Origin of the sequence: Devosia sp. A16, assembly GCF_001402915.1 — a bacterium.
GTDB lineage: Bacteria > Pseudomonadota > Alphaproteobacteria > Rhizobiales > Devosiaceae > Devosia_A.
Map to the genome: position 1 here is coordinate 3,058,272 of NZ_CP012945.1, position 22,695 is coordinate 3,080,966.

Annotated in this window: 16 protein-coding genes; 7 read left to right on the forward strand and 9 right to left on the reverse strand. The window is 67.3% G+C overall.

The features are described from left to right. The first annotated feature begins 99 nt into the window (after nt 1–99). Nucleotides 100–627 (forward strand): methylated-DNA--[protein]-cysteine S-methyltransferase, encoded by a 528-nt coding sequence (locus APS40_RS14890; protein WP_055047798.1) that lies wholly within the window; start codon nt 100–102, stop codon nt 625–627. Between the two features lie 54 nt (nt 628–681). Here the strand turns inward: APS40_RS14890 and APS40_RS14895 are convergent, their stop codons facing one another. The 8 genes from APS40_RS14895 to APS40_RS14930 form a co-directional block, all read right to left on the reverse strand. Then, nucleotides 682–2,784, reverse strand: coding sequence for a beta-galactosidase (locus tag APS40_RS14895; protein WP_055047799.1), 2,103 nt, complete (start codon nt 2,782–2,784; stop codon nt 682–684). Between the two features lie 79 nt (nt 2,785–2,863). Further along, nucleotides 2,864–3,739 (reverse strand): 2-hydroxy-3-oxopropionate reductase, encoded by an 876-nt coding sequence (locus APS40_RS14900; protein ID WP_055047800.1) that lies wholly within the window; start codon nt 3,737–3,739, stop codon nt 2,864–2,866. After that, complete coding sequence (gene otnI / locus APS40_RS14905; RefSeq protein ID WP_055047801.1) at nt 3,739–4,521, reverse strand: 2-oxo-tetronate isomerase; 783 nt, start codon at nt 4,519–4,521, stop codon at nt 3,739–3,741. Before otnI ends, APS40_RS14900 begins: the two co-directional genes overlap by 1 nt. Beyond that, nucleotides 4,518–6,236 carry an ABC transporter ATP-binding protein gene (locus APS40_RS14910; protein WP_055047802.1) on the reverse strand — a complete coding sequence of 573 codons (1,719 nt, stop codon included), beginning with the start codon at nt 6,234–6,236 and terminating at the stop codon, nt 4,518–4,520. The genes otnI and APS40_RS14910 overlap by 4 nt, the downstream gene beginning before the upstream one ends. 10 nt (nt 6,237–6,246) lie before the next feature. Next, nucleotides 6,247–7,374, reverse strand: a complete 1,128-nt coding sequence (locus APS40_RS14915; protein ID WP_236884278.1) for an ABC transporter permease — start codon at nt 7,372–7,374, stop codon at nt 6,247–6,249. 47 nt (nt 7,375–7,421) lie between these two features. Continuing rightward, complete coding sequence (locus tag APS40_RS14920) at nt 7,422–8,408, reverse strand: ABC transporter permease (RefSeq protein WP_055047804.1); 987 nt, start codon at nt 8,406–8,408, stop codon at nt 7,422–7,424. Between the two features lie 9 nt (nt 8,409–8,417). Next, nucleotides 8,418–10,526, reverse strand: a complete 2,109-nt coding sequence (locus tag APS40_RS14925; RefSeq protein ID WP_055047805.1) for an alpha-amylase family protein — start codon at nt 10,524–10,526, stop codon at nt 8,418–8,420. Between the two features lie 87 nt (nt 10,527–10,613). Next, the gene (locus tag APS40_RS14930) at nt 10,614–12,551 is read right to left on the reverse strand and encodes an ABC transporter substrate-binding protein (protein ID WP_055047806.1); all 1,938 of its coding nucleotides are present in this window, start codon (nt 12,549–12,551) and stop codon (nt 10,614–10,616) included. A 226-nt stretch (nt 12,552–12,777) separates the two neighbouring features. Between APS40_RS14930 and APS40_RS14935 the strand changes: the two genes are divergently transcribed. Continuing rightward, complete coding sequence (locus APS40_RS14935; protein ID WP_055047807.1) at nt 12,778–13,767, forward strand: LacI family DNA-binding transcriptional regulator; 990 nt, start codon at nt 12,778–12,780, stop codon at nt 13,765–13,767. A 52-nt stretch (nt 13,768–13,819) separates the two neighbouring features. Here the strand turns inward: APS40_RS14935 and APS40_RS14940 are convergent, their stop codons facing one another. Next, nucleotides 13,820–14,824 carry a LacI family DNA-binding transcriptional regulator gene (locus APS40_RS14940; protein WP_055047808.1) on the reverse strand — a complete coding sequence of 335 codons (1,005 nt, stop codon included), beginning with the start codon at nt 14,822–14,824 and terminating at the stop codon, nt 13,820–13,822. Nucleotides 14,825–14,951: 127 nt separating this feature from the next. Between APS40_RS14940 and APS40_RS14945 the strand changes: the two genes are divergently transcribed. The 5 genes from APS40_RS14945 (at nt 14,952) to APS40_RS14965 (ending at nt 22,686) form a co-directional block, all read left to right on the forward strand. Then, the gene (locus APS40_RS14945) at nt 14,952–15,998 is read left to right on the forward strand and encodes an NAD(P)-dependent oxidoreductase (RefSeq protein ID WP_082434432.1); all 1,047 of its coding nucleotides are present in this window, start codon (nt 14,952–14,954) and stop codon (nt 15,996–15,998) included. 58 nt (nt 15,999–16,056) lie between these two features. Further along, entirely contained in the window at nt 16,057–17,325 is a 1,269-nt protein-coding gene (locus APS40_RS14950; RefSeq protein ID WP_055047810.1) for an ABC transporter substrate-binding protein, read from the forward strand. Nucleotides 17,326–17,453: 128 nt separating this feature from the next. Beyond that, complete coding sequence (locus APS40_RS14955; RefSeq protein WP_082434433.1) at nt 17,454–18,533, forward strand: efflux RND transporter periplasmic adaptor subunit; 1,080 nt, start codon at nt 17,454–17,456, stop codon at nt 18,531–18,533. Further along, nucleotides 18,530–19,606: an efflux RND transporter periplasmic adaptor subunit gene (locus APS40_RS14960; protein WP_055047812.1), complete on the forward strand. Its 1,077-nt coding sequence runs from the start codon at nt 18,530–18,532 to the stop codon at nt 19,604–19,606. The genes APS40_RS14955 and APS40_RS14960 overlap by 4 nt, the downstream gene beginning before the upstream one ends. Then, complete coding sequence (locus tag APS40_RS14965) at nt 19,603–22,686, forward strand: efflux RND transporter permease subunit (protein WP_055047813.1); 3,084 nt, start codon at nt 19,603–19,605, stop codon at nt 22,684–22,686. The genes APS40_RS14960 and APS40_RS14965 overlap by 4 nt, the downstream gene beginning before the upstream one ends. Nucleotides 22,687–22,695: the final 9 nt, after the last annotated feature.

Sequence of the window (22,695 nt, forward strand, 5' to 3'; positions counted from 1 at the left end):
CATCCCGGGCCGGCAGGTTGTCCCCGCCGCCGCGGCATCGCGAAAATCGGGTAGTCTGAGCGAGCGCATCTGCCGCACAAGTCGGGCAGGAGGAGCGCCATGGCTCGACAGAATGCCCGGTCCGAAGAGTTCTTCTTCAAGACCATCGAGTCGCCGGTTGGCGATCTGACGCTGGTCGGAAACGACAATGGTCTCGCGGCCGTGCTGTGGGCGGTGGAGCGCCCCGGCCGCGTGGTGCTCGACATTGTGGGAGAACGCCCGGCGCACCCCATCCTGCTCGAGGCCGAGCGACAGCTGAAGCAGTATTTCGACGGGCAGCGCAGAGCGTTCGAGCTGAAGCTCAATGCCCAGGGCACGGCGTTTCAGAAGAGCGTCTGGGCAGCCCTGCTGCGCATCCCGTTCGGCGAGACCCGAACCTACCGCCAGATTGCGATCGAACTGGGCGCCGGCAACGCCACGCGCGCTGTCGGGGCGGCCAACGGGCGTAATCCGATCTCCATCATCACGCCCTGCCACCGGCTGGTCGGCAGCGATGGCGGCCTCACCGGCTTTGCCGGCGGTCTCGGGGCCAAAGCCTACCTGCTGAACCTCGAAGGCGCTGGGAGCGCGAGGCGCCGCGACAACTGACGGCGATCCTCACGCTCTCGGTTCTGTCCGGGGCGCCAAGCCTGCAACCGCCCCTCAGCGACCGAGCTTCAGCACTACAACGTCGCGCGGCGGAATGACGGCGCTGTTGCCCGCCGCTTCGCCCCAATAGGCGCCAAGCAGCTTGAGGCCGGGATGCGCGGCGCCCAGCGTCACTGTCACCGGCTGCGGGTTGCGGGTCTGGTTGAGCAGCCAGAGCGCCCCGCCATCGGCCCCCAGATGCAGCCGGGCATGGACCTGCGGATTGCCCGTATCGACATGCCGCTGCTTGCCCGTCCAGTCGAAGACCGCGCGGAAATAGCCGAGGTTCTCGGGCGTGCTCGACTTGAAATAGACCGCCCCCGGGTGGCTGCCGACCAGCAGGGTGCGGCCCTTGCCGAAGCTGTTCTCGACCACCGCCTTGCGTCCATCGGCAAAGCTGCCGAGCAGCTTGCCGGTGGTCGGCTCGTAGGCCTGGAGGAACCCGCCGCAGGTGATGCCGTCGCTGCCACCGAAGGAGAAGCTGACGCGGTCGGCGATATCGGGCATGAACTCGACGTCGGTTTCGCGCGCCCCGAACACCCGGTCCAGCCCGTTATGCGGCTGCACCGTGCCGACCTTGCCGCGGTCGCCGAAATAGCCCGGCGTCGCCTCCGAGATCAGCGTGCCGCCGGCCTCCACCCATTGCGCCAGCTGCTCTGCATGCGCGGCGGTCAGCATGATCGGGTAAGGGGCATAGATGGTGTCGTATTGCGCGATGTCGTCGATATGCACCCAGTCGGGCTGGATGCCGATATCGAGCAGGCCGCGATAGGCGCCCCACATTGCCTCGCGGTAGAGCTCGGGCTTGTGGTTGTGGTTGAGCAAGTAATCCCAGGCCTGCGCTTCGGGGATCACCAGCAGCGCCACCTCGCCCTTGACCGGCCGCGCCGCGAACAGCGGCTGCTGCTCAGGCGCGTTGGCCCATTTGGCGATGGCGCTCGCCATGTCGGAACGCGGCGTCCGCGAGCCGTCCATGCCGTAGGAGCCGAAGGCGCCGAACAGCGGCCCGTCGAGCAGTGGCCGGTAGCGCAGGTTGAGCACGCCCGTGGCGCCGGCGGCAAACGAGGTCATGGTGAGGGTGCGGATATCCTCGGGGTCCATGACCCGGCCATCGTCCTTGTTGTGGCCCAGCACCTGCGGCTGCAGCCAGAGCGGGCCGCCGGGCCGCTCGGCGTGCCACCACCTCTTGCCGCGCGCCGCGGCGCGGGTGATGTCGGGGCCGAAGAAGTTCTGCCACGGCTTGAAGCCGCGCCGGCTCGGCACCCAGGTGAGCCCATAGAGTTCGACCTTGCTGGCGGCGAGCCAATCGTCCGAGCCGCCGGCCGCCATGTTGGGGATGGCGCCGCCCACCCCATGCGCGGCGATCAGGCAGTCCTGGTCGACGGCGCGGATGGTGTCGATCTTGTACTGCATCTGGCCGTAATAGTTCTCGCGCTTGAACGCGAGCCAGTCGAGGCCCTCGGCGAAGGCGGCGACTTCGGCCGGCGGTTCGATATCGTCCCACTCGGCATAAGAGTAGCGGTACCAGGCCTCGGCCAGCGCCTCCAGCGTGCCGTACCTGGCTTTGAGCCAGCGCCGGTAGTCAGCCTTCATCCACTCCGAGTAATCCACCTCGGGGGAGTAGTTCACCTCGTTCCAGACGTCGTAGCCGAGCAACCCGGGGTGGCCCTTGTAGCGGTTGGCCAGCGCGGTGAGGAAATTGCCCACCGCCTCCTTTACTTCCGGGCAGTTCATGGTCAGCGCGCCGGCGCCGTTATGGGCGAAGCCGCCGGTCGAGGAGGATACGCCCATGTGGTTGGCGAGCGGCCGGCCATCCATGCGGATCTGCCGGGCGTCGCGCCACTTGCGGTAGGCCCAGTCGGGCACCGAATGGGTGAGCTCGGCGATCACCGTCTTGATGCCGTTCTCTGCCGCAAGGTCCATCTGGCGGTCGTAGTCGTCCCAGTCGTAGACGCCGGGTTTGCGCTCGATCGCCGCCCACATGAACCAGTGCCGGAAGACGTTGAGGCCGTCCTCGCGCGCCACCCGGTAGTCGCGCGACCAATCCTCGCGCGGCGGGTTGGACTTGCGGAAATACACTGCGCCGAAAGGCACTTGCGGGATCTTGTCGGTGGGCATCTGGGGCTCCTTGGAGACAAAGCGGCTGGAACGGCGGAACGGGCCGCCGCGGGAAGAGGGCAGGGTGGCGCCGGGCGGATCAGGGTTTGTCGCCGGCGAGGACCTCGAGGGTGCGGATCAGGCCGGAATGGTCGCGCTCGCCGTCGCCGAGCGCGATGGCGGCGTTCATCAGCTGTTGCGTCGCCGCGGTGTTGGGGAGGCTGAGATCCAGCGTCTTGGCCGCGTCGAGCGCCAGCGACAGGTCCTTGCGATGCAGCCGGATGCGGAAGCCCGGCTCGAACGTGCGCTTGATCATGCGCTCGCCATGCACCTCGAGGATGCGCGAGGCGGCAAAGCCACCCATCAGGGCCTCGCGCACCCGCGCCGGGTCGGCTCCGGCTTTCCTCGCAAAGTTCAGGGCCTCGGCCACTGCCTCGATGGTCAGCCCGACGATGATCTGGTTGGCGACCTTGGCGGTCTGCCCGTCGCCGACGCCGCCGACCAGCGTGATGGTCTTACCCATCGCCTCGAACAGCGGCCGGGCGCGCTCGAACACCTCCGGCTTGCCGCCGACCATGATGGTAAGTGCCGCATTGCGGGCCCCGACCTCGCCGCCCGACACCGGCGCATCGAGATAGTCGCTGCCCAGCGCCTCGATGCGCGCAGCGAACTGCTTGGTCGCCACCGGCGAAATCGAACTCATGTCGATCACCAGCTTGCCGCTGCCCAGTCCGGCGGCGACGCCGTCGCTGCCGAACAGCACCAGCTCGACATCAGGCGTGTCGGGCAGCATCAGGATCACCACGTCGGCCGCTGCGGCGACCTCGCGCGGCGAGGCCAGCGCCTTGCCGCCCCGATCGACCAGCTCCTGTGAAGCCGGCTTCACCCGGTGCAGCAACAGCTCGTGCCCCGCGCCGATGAGGTGGCCGGCCATCGGCCGCCCCATGACGCCGAGCCCGATGAAACCGATCTTCATCACGCGCTCCTCAGGTAGGGCTGCATCCAGGCGAGGCCCTCGCTGGTGCCGGCCCTGGGCTTGTACTCGCAGCCGAAATAGCCGTCGTAGCCGAGCCGCTCGATCGCCGGCAGCAGGAAGCCGTAGTTGATCTCTCCCGTGCCGGGCTCGTGGCGGCCGGGAGTGTCGGCGAGCTGGATGTGGGCGATGCGTTCGCGCAGCCGCTCGTAGGTCGGCAGCAGGTCTCCCTGCATCACCTGCATGTGGTAGAGGTCGTACTGGATATAGAGGTTGTCGTGGCCGACCCGCTCGAGGATCCGCTCGGCATGCGTGGTGCTCGAGAGGAAGAAGCGCGGGATGTCGCGTAGGTTGATCGGCTCGATCAGCAGCTTGATGCCGGCCTCGGCGCAGCGGGGCGCGGCATAGCGGAGATTGTCGACCAGCGTTGCTTCCATCGCTTCGATGTCGGCGCCGGGGGCGACGAGGCCGGCGATGACGTTGAGTTTCCTGCAGCCGAGCGCCGCGGCGTAATCGAGCGCCGTGGCGATGCCGGCGCGGAACTCGTCGCTGCGGCCGGGCAGCGCCGCGATACCGCGCTCGCCGCCGGCCCAATCGCCGGAGGGCAGGTTGAACAGCGCCTGCTCGAGGCCATTGGCGGCCAGCGCCTCGGCCACCTTGTGCTTGGGCTCGGCATAGGGGCCCATAAACTCCACCGCCGGAAAGCCGTCGCGGGCGGCGGCGGCGAAGCGGTCGAGAAAGCCGAGTTCGGGATAGAGGAAGGACAGGTTGGCGGAGAACTTCACGGCGTGGCCTCGGCTGTAAATCGCGTACGGTGCAGCATGCGCTTGTGGCGCGGATCGGGGTGGGGCACGGCCGAGATCAGGGCTTTGGTATAGGCCTCGGCCGGGGCGGTGCAGATCTGTTCGGCGGTGCCCAGTTCCACCACTTTGCCGCGATGCATCACCGCCACCCGGTCGCAGAAATAGCGCACCACCGAGATGTCGTGGCTGATGAAGACGAAGCTGAGGCTGAGCCGCTTCTGGATATCGAGCAGCAGGTCGAGGATCTGGCTGCGGATCGACACGTCGAGCGCCGCCGTCGCCTCGTCGGCGATGATGACGCGCGGGTCGAGCGCCAGCGCCCTTGCGATGCCGATGCGCTGGCGCTGCCCGCCCGAGAAGGCGTGCGGATAGCGCTCCATCGCCTGCGGATCGAGCCCGACCAGTTCCATCAGTTCGCCCACCCGGCGCTCCAGCGCGGCGCCCCGCGCCAGCCCGGCGACGAACAGCGGGTCGCCGATCACGTCCTTGACGGTGAGCCGCGGATTGAGCGAGGCGAACGGATCCTGGAACACCAGCCGCACGTCGCGATGGTAGCCGCGCAACTCGCGCTTGCCGAGCCCGGTCACTTCGATGGGGCGCCCCTCGCGGTCATTGTAGACGATGCTGCCGGAGGTCGGCTCGACGGTTCTGAGGATCAGCCGGCCGAGCGTGGTCTTGCCCGAGCCGCTCTCGCCGACGATGCCGAGGTTCTCGCCCGGAGCGAGGTCGAGGCTGACAGTGTCGACGGCCCGGATGGCGTAGCTGCTGCCGCCGAACAGGCCGCCACCGCCGCCATAGAACTTGGTGAGCTCGCGCACCGAGAGCACCGGCTTGTCGGCCGGCGCGGCCGCGGTGGCCGGGCGGGTCAGGGCGCGCGGGTTCTGCTCGAGCCGTACGGTCGAAGCGAGCAACTGCCGGGTGTAGGAGTGGCGGGCATCGTGGAAGATCTCGTCGACGCTGCCGGCTTCGACGATCTGGCCATAGCGCATCACCGCCACCTCGTCTGCCACCTCGGCGACCACCCCCATGTCGTGGGTGATCAGCAGCATGGCCATGCCGCGGCTCACCTGCAGCCGCTTGATCAGGTCGAGGATCTCGGCCTGGGTGGTGACGTCGAGCGCGGTGGTCGGCTCGTCGGCGATCAGGATGTCGGGATCGCAGGCCAGCGAAATGGCGATCATGGCGCGCTGCCGCATGCCGCCCGAGAACTCGAAGGTGTAGCGGTCGATCATCTTGTCGGGATTTGGAATCTCGACCTGTCGCAACAGCTCGATGGTCGCTGCCCGGGCCTCGGCCTTGTTCATCGCCTGGTGCAGGCGCAAGGCCTCGACGATCTGGCTGCCGATGGTATGCACCGGCGACAGCGAGCTCATCGGCTCCTGGAAGATCAGCCCGATGCGGCCGCCGCGGATCGACAGCAATTCGGGACTACGCTCGCTGAGCGGCACGATGTCGGTCTCGCTCCCGCCGCCGCGCAGCAGGATGCGGCCCTCGGTGATGGCGCCGTTCTTGTCGATGATATGCAGCAGGGCTCGCGCGGTGACCGATTTGCCCGAGCCGCTCTCTCCCACGAGGCAGAGCGTCTTGCCGCGACGGAGTTGGAAACTCACCTGGCGCACCGCGTGCAGCACGTGCGTCCTGAGGTTGAAGTCGATGCTGAGGTTGTCGACCGAGAGGATCACGTCGTCGTCTGCCATGGCGCCCGCCTCAGCTCTCGTAGGGGTCGGCTGCATCGCGCAGGCCATCACCGAGGAAGTTGTAGGCGAGGACCGTCAGCACCACGGCACCGGCCGGCCAGATCAGCAGCCACGGCGCGGTGGCGATGGTGCGCACGTTCTGCGCCTCCTGCAGCAGCACGCCCCAGCTCACCACCGGCGCCTTGAGCCCGATGCCCAGAAAGCTCAGCGCCGTCTCGGCAACGATCATGGTGGGCAACGCCAGCGTCACCACCGCGAGGATGTGGCTGGTGAGCGAAGGCAGGATATGCCGGAAGATCAGCCGGCGCTCGCTCGAGCCATCGAGCCGCGCCGCGGTGACGAAATCGTCGCTTCGGAGCGCAAAGAAGCGGCCGCGCACTTCGCGGGCCAGCCCGGTCCAGCCGAACAGCGAGACGATCAGCGTGATGACGAAATAGACCTGTAGTGGCGACCAGGTCAGCGGCACCGCGGCGGCGAGCCCGAGCCACAGCGGAATGGTCGGCATCGAGGAGATCACCTCGATGACGCGCTGGATGCCGAGGTCGACCCAGCCGCCGTAGAACCCCGAGATCGAGCCGAGCACCACGCCGAGGCAGAGGCTGATGGCGACGCCGATGAGGCCGATCGACATCGACACGCGGGTCCCGTAGATCAGCCGGCTGAGCAGGTCGCGCCCGAGCTTGTCGGTACCCAAGAGGTACATGGTGTCGCTGGATTTGAGCGGCCCGATCAGGTGCAGGTTCATGGGGATGAGCCCCCACAGCTTGTAGGCCGGGCCTTTGACGAAGAAGCCGATCGGCACGACCTTGTCGTCGTCAATGGTGAAGGTCCGTTTCAGCGAAGCGGGGTCGACCGTCTGCTTGTACCCTTTGACGTGCGGCATGAAGCTGAAGCTGCCGTCCGCCGCTGTGACGAACAGGGCGATGTCCTGTGGCGGCGCATAGGTGAATTGCGGCTTGGCCGCGTCGGGCAGGGCCGGGGCGAGGAACTCGGCGAACAGCCCAATCAGGTACATTGCGAGGATGATCACACCGGCGACCACCGCCACCTTGTGGCGCACGAATTTCAGCCAGATCAGCCGCCAGGGGCCGGCAACGGCGATTTCGGTCCTGCCGCCGCTCCGCCGGATCGGGGTGATGGCCGGGCCGGTTTCCGTCGCGCCATCGCTTTCGAGATGCACGTGGGTCAATTGAAACGGATCCGTGGGTCGAGGATGGCGAGGAGGATGTCCGAGATCAGCATGCCGATCAGGGTCAGCACGCCGAGCAGCAGGATGATCGAGCCGGCGAGATACATGTCCTGCACGGTCAGGGCGCGCAGCAGCAGCGGGCCCATCATCGGCAGGTTGAGGACGATCGCCGTGATGGTGACGCCGGAGACCAGTTCGGGCAGCACCCAGCCGATTGCCGAGACGAACGGGTTGAGCGCGATGCGCACCGGGTACTTCAGCACCACCTTGTACTCGGGCAGGCCCTTGGCCTTGGCGGTGATGACGTAGGGCTTGTTGAGTTCGTCGGTGAGGTTGGCGCGCAGAATCCGGATCAGTGCCGCCGTGCCGTTGGTGCCGATGACGATGATCGGGATCCAGAGGTGCGCCAAAAGGTCGACGAACTTGTCCCAGCTCCACGGCGCGTCGACATATTCGCGCGAGAACAACCCACCTACCGTCTGCCCCATATAGCGGTAGGCGAGGTACATCAGGGTCAGCGCCATGATGAAATTGGGGATGGCGAGGCCGATGAAGCCGATGAGGGTGAAGGCGTAGTCGCCCACCGAATGCCGCCGCATCGCCGAATAGATGCCGATCGGCAGCGACACCGCCCATACGAACAGCAGCGCCAGCACCGACACCGACAGCGTCGGCGCCAGCCGCTCGGCGATCAGCCCCCAGACCGGCCGGTTCCATTCGAACGAGTAGCCGAAGTCGCCGCGCAGCACGATGCCGCTGATCCACTTCCAGTACTGCACGAGGAACGGGTCGTCGAAGCCGTAGATCTCGCGGTAGCGGGCGATCTGCGCCTGGTCGACGTTGACGCCGCTATCGGCCATCGAAGCCAGCATCGAGGTGAGGTAGTCCCCCGGCGGCAGCTGGATGATCAGGAAGGCGATGATCGACATCCCGATCAATGTCGGGATCATGTAGACCAGCCGCTTGAGGATGTAGCGCAGCATGGCGGAGGCTCAGGCCCAGGTCACGTGCACGACTTCGAGCGTTTCGAGCCACGGCACGTCGATCTCGACCCGGCCGTCGGCGAGCCGGCTGTGCGCCTCGCGCCCGGACACCAGCAGCTTGGCGCCGGCGAACCGCCGCCCTGCTGGGATCGCAAGGCTCACCACCTGCGGGCCGGCCGGAAAGACGCTGCGGATCGGGCCCTTCATCATCATCGGGTTGTTGAGGTTGTGCAGCACCACGGCGGTGCCGTCGGTGTCGGCACGCACCGCGAGGTCGAGCACCTCGCGGCCGCTCACCTCGACATCGAGCGGCTTGCCGAGCGCCCAGCGCACCGCATTGCCGATGAGCCGTGCATGGTCGGCCGCCAGCACCTCCTTGAAGATGCCGCCGATATTCCAGGGGAAGTAGACGGTGCGGCCGCCGCTGGGGTGCCGGCGCGCCACCACAGCGGCGCCGCGCGGCGCTTCGCGCGGGTAGACCTCTTCCATCGGCAGATCGGGGAAATCGGGGACATAGAGGAACGGCACCTCGGCATCGGCCAGGGTATCGACCGCCAGCAGCCGGGTGCCGCCGATGATGCGGTTGGCGCCGTCGAACCCCTCCGAGATCGGATGGAGGCCGTTGATTGCGACATAGGTGTTCTTGACCGGCCCACGCGCCGGCGCGGCGAGGCTGACGCCGAGCAGCGGCCCGAGCCCGATGGCGTTGCGCGGCTGGTTGAGCGCCGTGCGGGTCGAGGTTTCGTGCGCCGCCACGATGCTGCCGCCGCGCCCCACATAGGCTTCGAGCGTTGCGATCTGTTCGTCAGAGAGGCAGGTCGAATTGGCCAGCACCAGCACCTTGAAACGGTCCAGCAGCTCCGGCGTCATCGCCTGGTCGGAGACCATCTCGAACGGAATGCGGGCCTCGACCAGCGCGTGATAGAAGCCCAGGTCGTCGGCCTCGGCCTCGGCGCGGGTCTCCTGGCCGTGGTGGCGCAGCGTCGTCGCCGGGTCGAGGATCGCTACCTCGGCGACCGGCTGCAAGCCCGTCAGCACCGGCTCGAGCTCGGCGTGGAGGCCAAAGCTCTGGGCCACCGGCTCAACCCAGCGGTTGTCGGGAACGACGCCGTTGAACTTGGTGAACCAGGGCAGCAGGCCCTGCGTGGTGCCATTGTCGATCCAGGCCTGCATCTCGGGCCCGGTGGTCACCGAATCCTTCCAGCGATAGGCCTCTTCGGGGCCGATCGAGGTAATGAGGATGGCCGGGCGATCGGGGAAGGTGGCGCGCATGCGCTTGCCGTTGCGGCCCGCCATCCAGATCGGCTCGGTGCCGCGCCGGCCCTGGTCGTCGACGCACAGGAACGGGCAATAGCGCTGGATGACCTCGAGGTCGAACTCCATCAGCGACACCGAGCCCATGTTCGGGATGAAGCTGGTATGCGGCTTGATCCGCTTCATCGCCGCGTCCCACTCGACCACCAGCCGGGTAAGCACGGTGCGCCGCCACGCCGCCCACGCCATCCACACCGGATCCTCGGGATTGGCGTCGCGCGGCAACTCGTAGCCCGAGGCGGCGCGGAAGTTGGTCCGGCAGCTCTCGCAGTAGCACACCCCATGTCCCTGCCAGCGATTGGCGAAGATGGCGTCGATATCGTAGTCGCGCGTCAGCTCTTCGAGCACCTGGGGCATGAAGCCGAAATTGTAGTCGGAATAGGCGCAGGTGACCCACACCTCGGGGAAGGCCCAGTGGCGGCGCGGCTTGCCGTCCCGGTCGACGGCGATCCATTCGGGGTGTGCATCGGCCGCATCCTGGTGGATGGCGTGCGGGTCGACCCGCGCCATCACGTGCATGCCCAGCCGCCGCGCGCCCTCGACCAGCGTGCCGAACGGATCGCTGTCGCCGATGAACTTGCTGACGTAATGCAGCGGCACCTTGCTCGGATAGTAGGCGATGTAGCCGCCGGCGCTGAGGCAGGTGGCGTTCGAGCGGGTGCGCTTGAACACGTCGATCCAGAAGGCCGGATCGAAGCGCAGCGGATCGTCCTCGGCGAGCGTCAGCTGCGTCCAGCGGGTCGCCGACTTGTACCACTGAGCCGTCCTCAGGGTGTGGTCACTATGCGCCTTGGTGTCGAGCATGACGGGCCTTTCGGAGACGACGGTGGGGGGTGCCGGCCCGCCAGGGGAGCGGGCCGGCCAGGGAGGAACAGTCAGGTGCCCGGATGGTCAGGCCTTGAAGAACTGCTCCGGGCGGGCTGGGCCGGGGGTCGGCCATCCGAACGAATTCGGCATCTGCTTCAGCACGTTGACCATGTCGGTCCCGACGATGCCGTAGCCGTCGGCGGGCAGGCTGACGCCGAAGGTGAAGAACAGGTCGGCAGCGTTCTGCAGCACCTGGGCCATCAGCTCCTGCTGCTTCGCCGGCTCGGCGGTGGCGACCAGCTGGCGGTAGAGCTCCTGCTGCGCCTTGACCTCGGCGGGCGGCTCGATCGCGTCAGGATTGTCGGGCTGGGTGAAATAGAGCGCCCAGCCCTGGGCGTAGAAGCAGTTATTGTTGATCGGCACGTAGAAGCGCGGATCGAGCATGGCGGCGATCCCGGAATTGGCGCCGAACTGGTGCGCCGTGGCGTCGTATTCGCGACCGCGGCGGACGCGCTGCTCCCACAGCGAGCGATCCATGGTGCGCATCTGCGCATCGATCCCCACCGCCTGGAACATCGGGATGGCCAGCTCGAACATGTCGAGAAACGTGGTGCGGGTCTGGTCGAGCTCGAAGATGATCGAGACGCGCTGCCCGTCGGCGTCGAGCCGGTAGCCTTCGCCGTCCTTGTTGGACAGCAGGGCGTCCAGCATCTGGTTGGCCTTGTCCGGGTCGAACTCGGTATATTGCTTGGCCAACTGCTCGTTGTAGAGCGGATCGTCCTCGCGCATCGAGGCATGCGCCGGCGCGCCCTGGCCGACGAACACCGCATCGATCAGCGCCTGCCTGTCGACGGCGATGGAGAGGGCGCGGCGGAACTCGAGGTTGTTGAACAGCTCGCGCCGCGTCGGATTGACGTGGTTGAGGTTGAGCTGGAACGCCATGACGTTGGCGGCCGTCTCCTTGAGCGTATAGAAGCCGTAGCCTCCGGCCTCCTGGCCGTCGAACAGCACGGGCTTGTTGGCAGGGGTGGCGATGTACTGATCCATCATGTCGATCTCGCCCTGCAGCGTCTTGAGCAGCAGGACCTCGGGATCGGCGACCATCTGGTAGACGATGCGATCGAAATAGGGCAGCTGCGTGCCGGCCGTATCGACCTTGTGATAGTAGGGGTTGCGCACCGCGATGGTGGTCTGGGTGTCCTGGCCCAGGGCCTTGCCGCCTTCGCCGGTGAAGGTCCAGGCGGTCAGCGCCGGCCGCTTGGTGTTCTGGAAATAGACATTGGTGTCGAGATAGCCGATCTCCTGCTGGAACAGGGCGATCCAGCTCTCGAGCCCGGCGGCCTTGGCGAGCTTGTCGGCATCGGGATTGTAACGGATGTGGAACTGCTCGAGGTAGTGCTTGGGGCAGCGCACCAGCTGGTCCTGGTCGGCCCAGGCCATCTGCTGCAGGAAGAAACCGTTCGGCGCCGCGAACACCACTTTGAAGGTCTGCTCGTCCACCACCTCGATGGTCGCTGGCTTGCCGCCCGCCGACCACCAGACATTGCCGGCCTGGTTGGTCTCGGCATCGGTGAAATAGGCATCGTACCAGAACTGCACGTCGGCAGTGGTGAACGGCTGGCCGTCCGACCACTTGTGGCCCTTGCGCAGCTTGATGGTGTAGACCGTCGCGTCTTCGTTGACCTCGTAGCTCTCGGCGACGTTCGCCTCGATGCCCGACCAGTCGGCAGTGAAGCGGACCAGCGGGTCATATCCCTGATAACGCACCAGCATCGAAGCCGAACCGCCGCCGACCAGCGCGTGGTCCCACTGGCCGCCTTGCTGGCCGACCCGCTCCCACGGCTCGATCACCAACGGATTGGCCGGCAGGCGGTCGGCCACCGGCGGCAGCGTGCCGGCGTCGACCTGCGCCTGCAGAAATGCCGATTCCGGCGTCTGTCCAAACACCTGCGGCGCCACCAGTGCGGCGCTCGCGAAAGCCGTGCTGCCGGCAAGAAAAGCCCTGCGGCTGAAACCGTTCATGACTGGATCTCCCTCCCAAGCTGCGGCCGCTTCCCTGCCGGCCGTTAGCTTGCGAAAGGCTTGCAACTCTGATTTGTTAGGTAAAGCGTTATGTTAAGCCGCTACGACGTTTTTCTAGGTCAGCCTGCCTGACACATTGCCGGGCACCGAACGATTCGGCGTTCTGTTTCACGTCGTTAGGTTGTGTTAGGTTCGGGGGACTTGCTGTGAACATCGGGGAAACTTCTTGCAACGCGTGACCCTCGGAACCCTTGCCGCACGCCTTGGCCTGTCCAAGTTCGCCGTCTCGCGCGCGCTCTCGGGCAAGAGCGGGGTCAGCGAGCAGACCCGCCGGCGGGTGGAGGAGCTGGCCGCCGAACTGGGCTACGCCCGCCAGCCGGCGCCCAAGGAACTGCGGACGCTCGGCCTCGTCTTCCACGACACGGACCTGGTCAACAGCGAGCTGCACGTGCTGATCCAGAGCGGGGTGCAGGCCGAGGCGCAGCGGCGGGGCTACCAGGTGCGGGTGCGCTGGACCCATCTGGCCGAGGAGGTCGAGGCGTTCGTCAGCACCTGCAGCGGCGCCATCATGGTGGGGCCGCACGGACGCGACACCTATGACCGCGTCTATGCGCTCGACGTGCCGATCGTGCGCACCGGCTGGCTCGAGCCGCTCGAGCAGGCCGACTTCGTCGGCGGCAGCGACCACGAAGCCGGCTCGGCCGTGGCGCGCTACCTCGTCGAACTGGGCCACACCAGCATCGCCTTCGTCCAGGGAGCGCCCGGCTATCGGGGCCGCATGGAGCGCTATTACGGCGTGCGCGAGGTGCTGGAGCGGCTGCCGCAGATCAACTTCCGGCAGATGACCTTCGAGAAGGAAGTGCGCTTCACCGAGCACCTGAAGGCCATCGAGTCCGAGGGGTTCCGCCCGACAGCCTTCTTCTGCGCCCATGATGGGTTGGCGGTGACGGTTGTCTCGGAACTGCTGCGGCTGGGCTATCGCATCCCCGAGGACGTGTCGGTGATCGGCTTCGGCGATTACCAGGCCGCCACGCAGATCTCGCCCCAGCTGACCACGGTGAAGGGGCACGGCCAGCAGATCGGCGCCGGCTGCGTGCGGCTGCTCGACGACCGCCTCAACGAGCGGATGGCGCGCGACATCCCGGTCCGCCTGCTGATCGCCAGCCGCATCGTCAACCGCGCGTCGTGCGGTCCGGCGAAACGGATGCCGGTTTGACTGGCGGGGCGAGACTTTCGCTCGGCGGGTCGCCGCAACCCGCCCGCCTAGACTAGCCCACTGCTCTCGCAGTGCTCCCCCGCACCACGAGCGTATGCGGCAGCACGATGTTGCGGCCCGTTTCCGACTGCTCGTCGTCGAGCAGCGCCAGCAGCTCGATCATCGCGCGGCGGCCGAGCTCGCGCCGCGGCTGCCGCACCGTGGTCAAAGGCGGGTCGTAGAACTCGGCGATGTCGACATCGTCGAAGCCGACGATCGATACGTCCTCGGGGACCCTCAGGCCCTTCTGCTTGCACACGGTCATGGCCCCGATTGCCATCTCGTCATTGGCGCAGAAGATCGCCGTTGGCGTAGTCAGGCGGGACAGCAGTGCCATCGCCGCCTCCTGCCCCGAACGCAGGGTGTTCTCCCCGGCTACGATCGCCGCCGGGTCGAGTTCGAGGCCGGCCTCGCGCATTGCCTCGCGGTAGCCGCGTTGACGGTTGGCGTTGGTGGGGGCAGGGGGGCCGGCAATATGGGCAATGTTACGGTGTCCGAGCGCGATGAGGTAAGACACCGCTTCCCTGGCGGCGGCGAACTCGTCGATCCCTACCGTCGTCAGTCCCGATCCTTCGATAGGCACCGCCACAGCGATGGCGCGGCGTCTGAGGTCGCGCAGGTGTTCGAGCTCCCTGGGAAGATGACCGGTCTGAATGATCAGGCCCGCCACCGCGCCCGACAGGAAGTTGGCCGCCAGCCGTTTCTCGACGTCGGGGCGGGCGAAGGTATTGCCAATCAGTACTCCGCACCCCGCATCCTGCGCCACCTCGGCAATCCCTGACACGACGTCCGAAAAAAACGGATTGGCGATATCGCGCAGCGCCACCAGTACCTGCCGCTCGCTGTCCCTCTCGGCGGCCGGGCCGTCGAACAGCGGATAGCCGAGCTGTTCTGCCGCCGCGCGGATGCGCGCACGGGTTTCTGCGCTGACCAGGCTCGAGCCAGCCAGTGCACGGCTCACCGTTCCTGCATTGACCCCTGCAAGCTTTGCAACAGCGGCCATCGTCGGGCGAGGCATCGTACGAGCTCTCCTTCACTGATTCTGAGCCTACGGGGTCCTCACGTCTCTGAGAACCAGCATCGTCTTGCAATATCACTGCACATCTTGTACAAGATATTGCAAGAAAATTGCAACGAGGATTGATATGCCCACGACCCGGAAGGTCATCGTCGCCCCGTACCCACGAACCATGCGGGAGATTTTCGCCGAGGAGGACCTCGAACGGCTGGGCGAGATCGCCGAATTGGTATGGGCGCGAGACGAAGCGTTGTCGGCGGAGGTGCTGGACGCGGCATTGCCGGATGCCTGGGCGGTCATCGGGCTTGACCCGGCGCTCGATGCGGCGCGCTTGCGTGCAGCGTCGCGGCTGCGGGCCATCATCGAAGTGGGCGGGCACTTCCCGCCAACCATCGACTACGCCGAGTGCTTCATGCGCGGTATTCGCGTGCTGTCCTGCGCTCCGGCCTTTGCGAAACAGGTCGCGGAGATGGCGCTCGGTATGACGCTGGCGTCTTGCCGCGGGATGGTTGAGGCACACCTCGCCGTTCAGGCGGGCCGCGAGGAATGGCAGGGCGATCTCGCCGGCGATTTCTCCCTGTTTGGCCAGCGTGTCGGTTTTGTCGGTTTTGGTTCGATTGCGCGGGAACTGGTGACGCTGCTCGCGCCCTTCGGCTGTTCGATCGACGTGTTCGACCCCTGGCTGACCCGATCGGTGATCGAGGCCGGTGGCTGCCGGCCAGCGTCGCTCGAGACGGTGATGTCCGAGGCAAGAGTGGTCTTCGTGCTGGCAACGCCTACCCCCGAGAACCAGGGGCTGATCAGTCGCGAACTGATCGAGACGATGCCGCAGCACGCGTTGCTGGTGGTGATCAGCCGGGCCCATCTCGTCGATTTCGATGCGGTGGTCGAGGCCGCCAATGCCGGGCATATCCGCGCCGCCATCGATGTCTTCCCCACGGAGCCGATGCCGGCGGCAGCGCCGGTCAGGGCCGCCGCCAATCTGCTTCTGTCGCCGCATCGTGCCGCATCGATCCGCCGTGAGCGACGGGCGATCGGCCGCATGGCGGTGGACGATCTGGAGCTGATGGCGCGCGGGCTGCCGCCATTGGTGCTGCAGGTGGCACAGCCGGAAGCCATCCGGCGCCGGCTGGCCGATACGCCACAGGGGCCGGGCGAGAGGAAGCGGGCCTGAAACCCGGACCGGCTGGGCATGTGCCCGGCGGTCGCGTATTTCAATGGAGGAGGAGACTATGTCAGCTACTGGAAAATCGGCTCTCGCCGCTTTGGCGCTCGGCTTGCTGCTGGGCGGCGCCAACGGCGTAGAACTCACAATCACCACCGGCGATGGTGGGCTTTACCCGCAGGTGCTGCGCGAACAACTCGATCGCTTCGAGGCGGCGACCGGCAACAAGGTGACGGTGGTGCCGGCGCCGATCTCGGGATCTGAGGCTTTCGCGCAGTTCCGCCTGTGGTTGGCCGCCGGCAACCCGGATATCGACGTCTATTTCCTGTCCGATGAATGGGTGCCGCAACTTGCCGAACACTTCATCGACCTCGCTCCGGCCGCCAGCAAGGTGATCGGCGAGCACTTTGCGTCGATCATCGAGGGGCAGACCATCGACGGCAAGCTGCTGGGGATGCCGCTCTTTGCCGATGCGCCGGCGCTGTTCTACCGCAAGGACCTGCTCGAAAAATACGGCAAGCCGATCCCGGCCACCTGGGCGGAGCTTGAGGCGACCGCCAGGGAGATCATGGCGGCGGAAAGGGCCGGGGGCAGCCCGGACATGTGGGGCTTCGTCTTTCAGGGCAACACCTATGAGGGGCTGACCTGCGACGCACTCGAATGGGTGGCCTCCAATGCCGGCGGCCGCATCATCGAGCCGGACGGCACAATTTCGATCAATAACCCCAACGCTGCCGCCGCCATCGAGCGGGCGGCCGGCTGGATCGGCGGCATCTCGCCCGAGGGCGTCCTCGGCTACAAGGAGGAAGAGAGTCGCGGCGTCTGGCAGCTCGGCAATGCAGTTTTCATGCGCAACTGGCCTTACGCCTACGCGTTGGGCAACAGCGAGGACTCCGCCATCCGCAACGCCTTCGACGTAGCGCCGCTGCCGCGTGGCGATGCCGAGGGAGCGCGCTCGGCGGCAACATTGGCCAGCCGCGCGATCGCCGTCTCGAAGTATTCCCGCCACCAGGAGGCGGCCATCCAGCTGGCGCTCTTCCTGTCGAGCGCCGAGCAGCAGAAGGAAAACGCCATCCGCGTCGCCTACCTACCCACCATCGAGGCGCTCTACGACGATGCCGAGGTGGCCGCGGCGCAGCCGATCGTGCCGCGCTGGAAGGAGATATTCCTCAACGCCGTCTGGCGGCCGGCGGCGGTCGCCGGGGCGAAATACAACGAAGTCTCGAGCCAGTTCTGGAGTGCCGTCCACAACGCGCTGGCGGGTTCGGGGTCGGCAGCCGAGAACCTCGAATTGCTGGAAGCCACGCTGATCGAACTCAAGGGCGAGGGCTGGTAGCCTTCCTCGCCAGCCGCACCCTGGCTCGGCGGTCGAGGTCAACATCGGCCGCCGACGGGCTACCCGAGGTACTCTTGCGTCGTCATGACGGCTGCGGCTAGCATATCGCACCGGCTTGAGGGCGGACGATGCGCAGAGCGGCGGTTGCGAACTGGACTTTGGGCGTCCCGGCCCTGTTGCTCCTGAGCGCCTGCCAGCCTGCCGGAGAGGTCGAGCGGCCGGCGCCGCTGGTCCGGGTCCAGACCGTGGCGGCGGTCGACCACATGGACCAATTGCTGCTGACCGGTGCCGTCGAGGCGAAAGCCGAGACGCCACAGGCGTTCCGGGTCGGCGGGCAGCTCACCGCCATTGCCGTCGAGGTCGGAGCCCGGGTCAAGGCCGGCGATCTCCTGGCGCAGCTGGCCCCCGAAGAGCAGCAGGCCGATGTCGACGCCGCGCGGGCGGCGCTGACCGCCAGCCAGTCGCAACTCGCCCAGGCCAAGGCGACGCTCGATCGGCAGAGCACGTTGTGGAAGCAGGGCCTGACCACGCGTAGCAGCCTCGACGGCGCGCAGACCGCCTACGACACGGCCAACAGCGCCACCGCCAGTGCCGCCGCGCAGGTGCAGACGGCCGAGGAAGCGCTCGGCTACACCCAGCTCAAGGCCAGCGCCGACGGTCAGATCACCCGCCGGCTGTTCGAGGCCGGTGAAGTCGCGCCCGCCGGCTCCCCGGTGTTGATCCTCGCCGAAGATGGCCCGCGCAACGCGGTGTTCAACCTGTCGGAATCGGCGCTCATCGACCGCTCGCCGGATCAGGCGGTTGAGGTGGCGCTGGTCTCCAACCCCGAGGTGAAGGCCACCGGCAAGGTCGCCGAAATCGCGCCGGCGCTCGACCCCCAGACCGGCACCATCGAGGTCAAGGTGGCGATTGACGCGCCCGCCGAAATGGTGCTGGGCGCGCCCGTCACCGGCTCCACCGGCTCGCTGCCGCACAAGCGGGTCATCCTGCCCTGGAGCGCCCTGTGGCTGAGCCAGGGGAAACCCGCGGTCTGGGTGGTTGGCACGGATGGCAGCGTCGCGCTGACCCCGGTCGAGGTCGCCGAATACGCCACCGGCACCGTCGTCATCGCCGGCGGGTTGAGCGGTGGCCAGGTGGTCGTTACCGAGGGCGGCAAGCTCCTCACCCCGGGCGAACACGTCAAGACGGTGGAGGGGGGCGCACCATGAGCCCGATCCGGCGGCTCGCCGTCATCCCTCTGCTGTTGACCCTGGCGGCCTGCCAGCCGGCGGCCGAGGCGCCCGAACAGGCTCCCCGCCGGTTGCTGTCGATGGTGATCGAGCCGGCAACCACGGCCGAGGCGAGTTTCGTCGGCGTCGTCTCGCCGCGCATTTCGGTGACCCAGGCCTTCCGGGTCGGCGGCACGCTGGTCAGCCGCAGCGTGGGATTGGGAGATCAGGTCCGCGCCGGCGCGCCGCTCGCCGATCTCGACGCCACCACGCTGGACCTCGCAGTGGAAACCGCCCGAGCAAACCTCCAGGCCGCCGAAGCGCAATATGCCAATGCCGCGGGATCCGAAGGCCGGCTCCGCGCCCTGACCGAAAGCGACGTGACGACCGTCGCCAACCTGCAGCAGGCCGAGCAGCAGAGCGCCGCGGCGCTCGCCAACGTGGTGCAGGCCCGCTCCCGCCTCGCCCAGGCCACCGAGCAGCGCTCCTATGCCAGCCTCGTTGCTCCGTTCGACGGCGTCGTGACCACCGTCGGGGCCGAGCCGGGCGCCGTGGTGGCGGCGGGCCAGACCGTGCTGACCGTCGCCCGCACCGACACCCGTGACGTGGTCATCGACGTGCCCGAGAGTTTCGTGCAGAACCTCGAGCTCGGCACCGTCTTTCGGGTGGCGCCGCAGCTCAGCCCCGCAACGATGGTCGATGGCAAGCTGCGCGAGATCGCCCCGGAAGCCGACCCGGTCACCCGCAGCTGGCGCCTGAAGATCGGCATCGACGATCCGCCGCCGCAGTTCTGGCTGGGCACCACGGCAACCGCCAGCCTCGCCGCCGCCGCGGCCGACACGGTGATCCGCGTCCCCGAGACGGCGATCAGGCGCACGGACGCGGCAACCTTGGTATGGGTGGTCGACCCGGCGCAGAGCGTCGTCAAGGCCAGGCCGGTCGAGCTCGGAGCCGCGGCGGATGGCCAGGTCGAAGTGCGCTCCGGTCTTGCCGCCGGCGAGCGCATCGCCATCGCCGGCGTCAACAGCCTCAGCGAGGGGCAACGCGTGGCCGAAGAGGGAAAGCTGCCGTGAAGCCGTTCAACCTCTCGGACTGGGCGCTCGAGCACCGCTCGCTGATCTGGTACTTCATGCTGGTCGCGCTGGTGGCCGGCGTCTTCTCCTACCTGCATCTGGGGCGCGAGGAGGATCCGGCCTTCACCATCCGCACCATGGTGATCGCCGCGCAATGGCCGGGCGCCAAGGCTGAAGACGTGGCGGTGCAGGTCACCGAGCGTATCGAGCGCGAACTGCAGGATCTCGAGTCGCTGGACTATACCCGCTCGGTCACCACGGCGGGCAAGACCACGGTGTTCGTCTCGCTGCGCAACGAGACCCCGGCAGCGACCGTGCGCTCGGTCTGGCTGCAGGTGCGCGCCATGATCGGCGACATCGCCCGCACCTTTCCGCAAGGGGTGCAGGGGCCGTTCTTCAACGATCGCTTCGGTGACGTGTTCGGCAACATCTATGCCTTTACCGGCGACGGCATTACCCAGCGCCAGCTGCGCGACTATGTCGAGGATGCCCGCTCCAAGGTGCTGACCCTCAAGGAGACTGGCAGCGTCGAGCTGATCGGCGCCCAGGATGAGGTGGTGAATCTCGAGTTTTCCACCCGCCGGCTGGCGGCGCTCGGGATCAGTGCGCAGCAGGTCATCGCCACCCTGCAGGATCAGAATGCCGTCACGAGCTCCGGCGTCATCCAGGCAGGCCCGGAACGGGTCGCGGTGCGGGTGGGCGGCCAGTTCACCTCCGAGGAGAGCATCCGCCAGATCAACCTGCGGGTGGGTGAACGCTTCTTCCGCCTGGTCGACGTCGCCACCGTCAGCCTCGGCTATGTCGATCCGCCCAGTGCGCTGTTCCGCTATAACGGCACGCCGGCCATCGGGCTGGCGATCGGCATGCGGGCAGGCGGGAACCTGCTGGAGTTCGGCGAGGCGCTGGACGAGGAGCTGCACAAGATCACCGCCGAACTGCCGGTCGGCGTCGACGTGCACCTCGTCTCCGACCAGCCCAAGGTGGTCGAGGAGGCGGTCGACGGCTTCACCCGCGCGCTGTTCGAAGCCGTCGCCATCGTGCTGGTGGTGAGCTTCCTCAGCCTCGGCCTCCGCGCCGGGCTGGTGGTGGCTTTTTCGATCCCGCTGGTGCTCGCCATCACTTTCCTCGCCATGGCCTATTTCGGCATCTCGCTGCAGCGTGTGTCGTTGGGCGCGCTGATCATCGCGCTCGGCCTGCTCGTCGATGATGCGATGATCGCGGTCGAAATGATGGTGTCGCGGCTCGAGGCCGGCGACACGCTGCGCAAGGCAGCTACCGCCGTCTACACTTCGACCGCCTTCCCGATGTTGACCGGCACGCTGGTCACCGTCGCCGGCTTCATCCCCATCGGGCTCAACCCCAGCCAGGCCGGCGAATTCACCTTCACCCTGTTCGTCGTGCTGGCGGTGGCGCTGCTGGTCTCCTGGGTGGTCGCCGTGCTGTTCACGCCGTTGATCGGCGTCACCGTGCTGCCCAAGCAGATGAAGCACAAGGCGCACGGCCGCAGCCGGCTGATGGTCGCCTTCACCGGCCTCATCGAATGGGGCATGCGGCTGCGCTGGGTGACCATCGGCGTGACCCTTGCCATCTTCGCCCTGGCGCTGGGCGGGCTGACGCTGGTGCAGCAGCAGTTCTTCCCCTCCTCGGACCGCCCCGAGCTGATCGTCGAATGGGACCTGCCGCACAACAGCTCGATCGCCGAGACCTCGGCGCAGATCGCCCGCTTCGAGGCCGAGGCGCTGGCCGGCAACGACAAGATCGATCACTGGTCGAGCTATGTCGGGGAAGGCGCGCCGCGCTTCGTGCTGGCGCTGGACATCCCCGCTGCCATGCCCTCGATCGGCCAGACGGTGATCGTCACCAAGGGGCTGGCCGAGCGCGACGCGGTGAAGGCGGAGCTCGAAGCCTACCTGGCGCGGACCTTCCTCGGCACCGACACCAACATCAAGACCCTGTCGCTCGGGCCACCGGTCGGCCGGCCGATCCAGTATCGCCTCAGCGGCCCCGATATCGAGACGCTGCGCACCCAGGCGCAGGCGCTCGCCAAGGTGATGGCGGAGAACCCCGAGGTCGGGCCGGTGCGCTACGACTGGATGGAGACGGCCCGGGTGATCGAGGTCGACGTGCTGGAGGACAAGGCGCGCCAGCTCGGCATCACCAACAGCGACATCGCCTCCGCGCTCAACGGCGTCACCTCCGGCCAGCCGATCACCCAGATCCGCGACAGCATCTACCTGGTCAACCTGGTCGGGCGCCCCGAGGACGCCGAGCGCGGTTCTATCGAAACGGTGCGCAACCTGCAGCTCGCGACCGGCGACGGCCGTTCGATCCCGCTCGCGACGGTCGCCACCTTCCGTTATGCCCAGGAGCAGCCGGTGGTGATCCGCCGCGACCGGGTGCCGACCATCACCGTCAGCGCCGCGGTCGAAGGGGCACGCCAGCCGGCGACCGTGGCGCAGCACCTCAAGCCCGCCGTCGATGCCTTCGCCGCCGGCCTGCCGGCCGGCTATCACCTCGCGGTGGGCGGCACGGTCGAGAACAGCGCCCAGTCGGTGGCGCCGATCGTTGCGGTGGTGCCGCTGATGCTGTTCGTCATGGCGACCGTGCTGATGCTGCAGCTGCAGAGCTTTTCGCGCATGTTCCTCGTCGCCGCGGTGGCGCCGCTGGCGCTGATCGGCGTGGTCGCGGCTTTGCTGCCGTTCGGCAAGCCGATGGGCTTCGTCGCCATTCTCGGCGTTCTGGCGCTGGTGGGCATCCTGATCCGCAACTCGGTGATTCTGATCGTCCAGATCGAGCACCTGCGACAGGAGGGCGGTTCGGCGTGGCGCGCCATCATCGACGCCACCGAACATCGGGTGCGCCCCATCATGCTGACCGCGCTGGCCGCCAGCCTCGGGCTCATCCCCATCGCCACCGAAGTGTTCTGGGAGCCGATGGCCTACGCCATGATCGGCGGCATCCTGGTGGGGACGTTGCTCACCTTGATTTTCCTACCCGCGCTTTACGCGGCGTGGTTCCGCATTCATCCGGATCCCGAGCCGGAGCCTCAGCCGACGCCGGTAGAGGCGGTGACCGAATAGAGGGCTGGT

Coding starts and splice junctions, on each gene's coding strand:
- APS40_RS14890 (WP_055047798.1), top strand. CDS start 100: ATGGCTCGACAGAATGCCCGGTCCGAAGAGTTCTTCTTCAAGACCATC.
- APS40_RS14895 (WP_055047799.1), bottom strand. CDS start 2,784: ATGCCCACCGACAAGATCCCGCAAGTGCCTTTCGGCGCAGTGTATTTC.
- APS40_RS14900 (WP_055047800.1), bottom strand. CDS start 3,739: ATGAAGATCGGTTTCATCGGGCTCGGCGTCATGGGGCGGCCGATGGCC.
- APS40_RS14910 (WP_055047802.1), bottom strand. CDS start 6,236: ATGGCAGACGACGACGTGATCCTCTCGGTCGACAACCTCAGCATCGAC.
- APS40_RS14920 (WP_055047804.1), bottom strand. CDS start 8,408: ATGCTGCGCTACATCCTCAAGCGGCTGGTCTACATGATCCCGACATTG.
- APS40_RS14925 (WP_055047805.1), bottom strand. CDS start 10,526: ATGCTCGACACCAAGGCGCATAGTGACCACACCCTGAGGACGGCTCAG.
- APS40_RS14930 (WP_055047806.1), bottom strand. CDS start 12,551: ATGAACGGTTTCAGCCGCAGGGCTTTTCTTGCCGGCAGCACGGCTTTC.
- APS40_RS14940 (WP_055047808.1), bottom strand. CDS start 14,824: ATGCCTCGCCCGACGATGGCCGCTGTTGCAAAGCTTGCAGGGGTCAAT.
- APS40_RS14945 (WP_082434432.1), top strand. CDS start 14,952: ATGCCCACGACCCGGAAGGTCATCGTCGCCCCGTACCCACGAACCATG.
- APS40_RS14950 (WP_055047810.1), top strand. CDS start 16,057: ATGTCAGCTACTGGAAAATCGGCTCTCGCCGCTTTGGCGCTCGGCTTG.
- APS40_RS14955 (WP_082434433.1), top strand. CDS start 17,454: ATGCGCAGAGCGGCGGTTGCGAACTGGACTTTGGGCGTCCCGGCCCTG.
- APS40_RS14960 (WP_055047812.1), top strand. CDS start 18,530: ATGAGCCCGATCCGGCGGCTCGCCGTCATCCCTCTGCTGTTGACCCTG.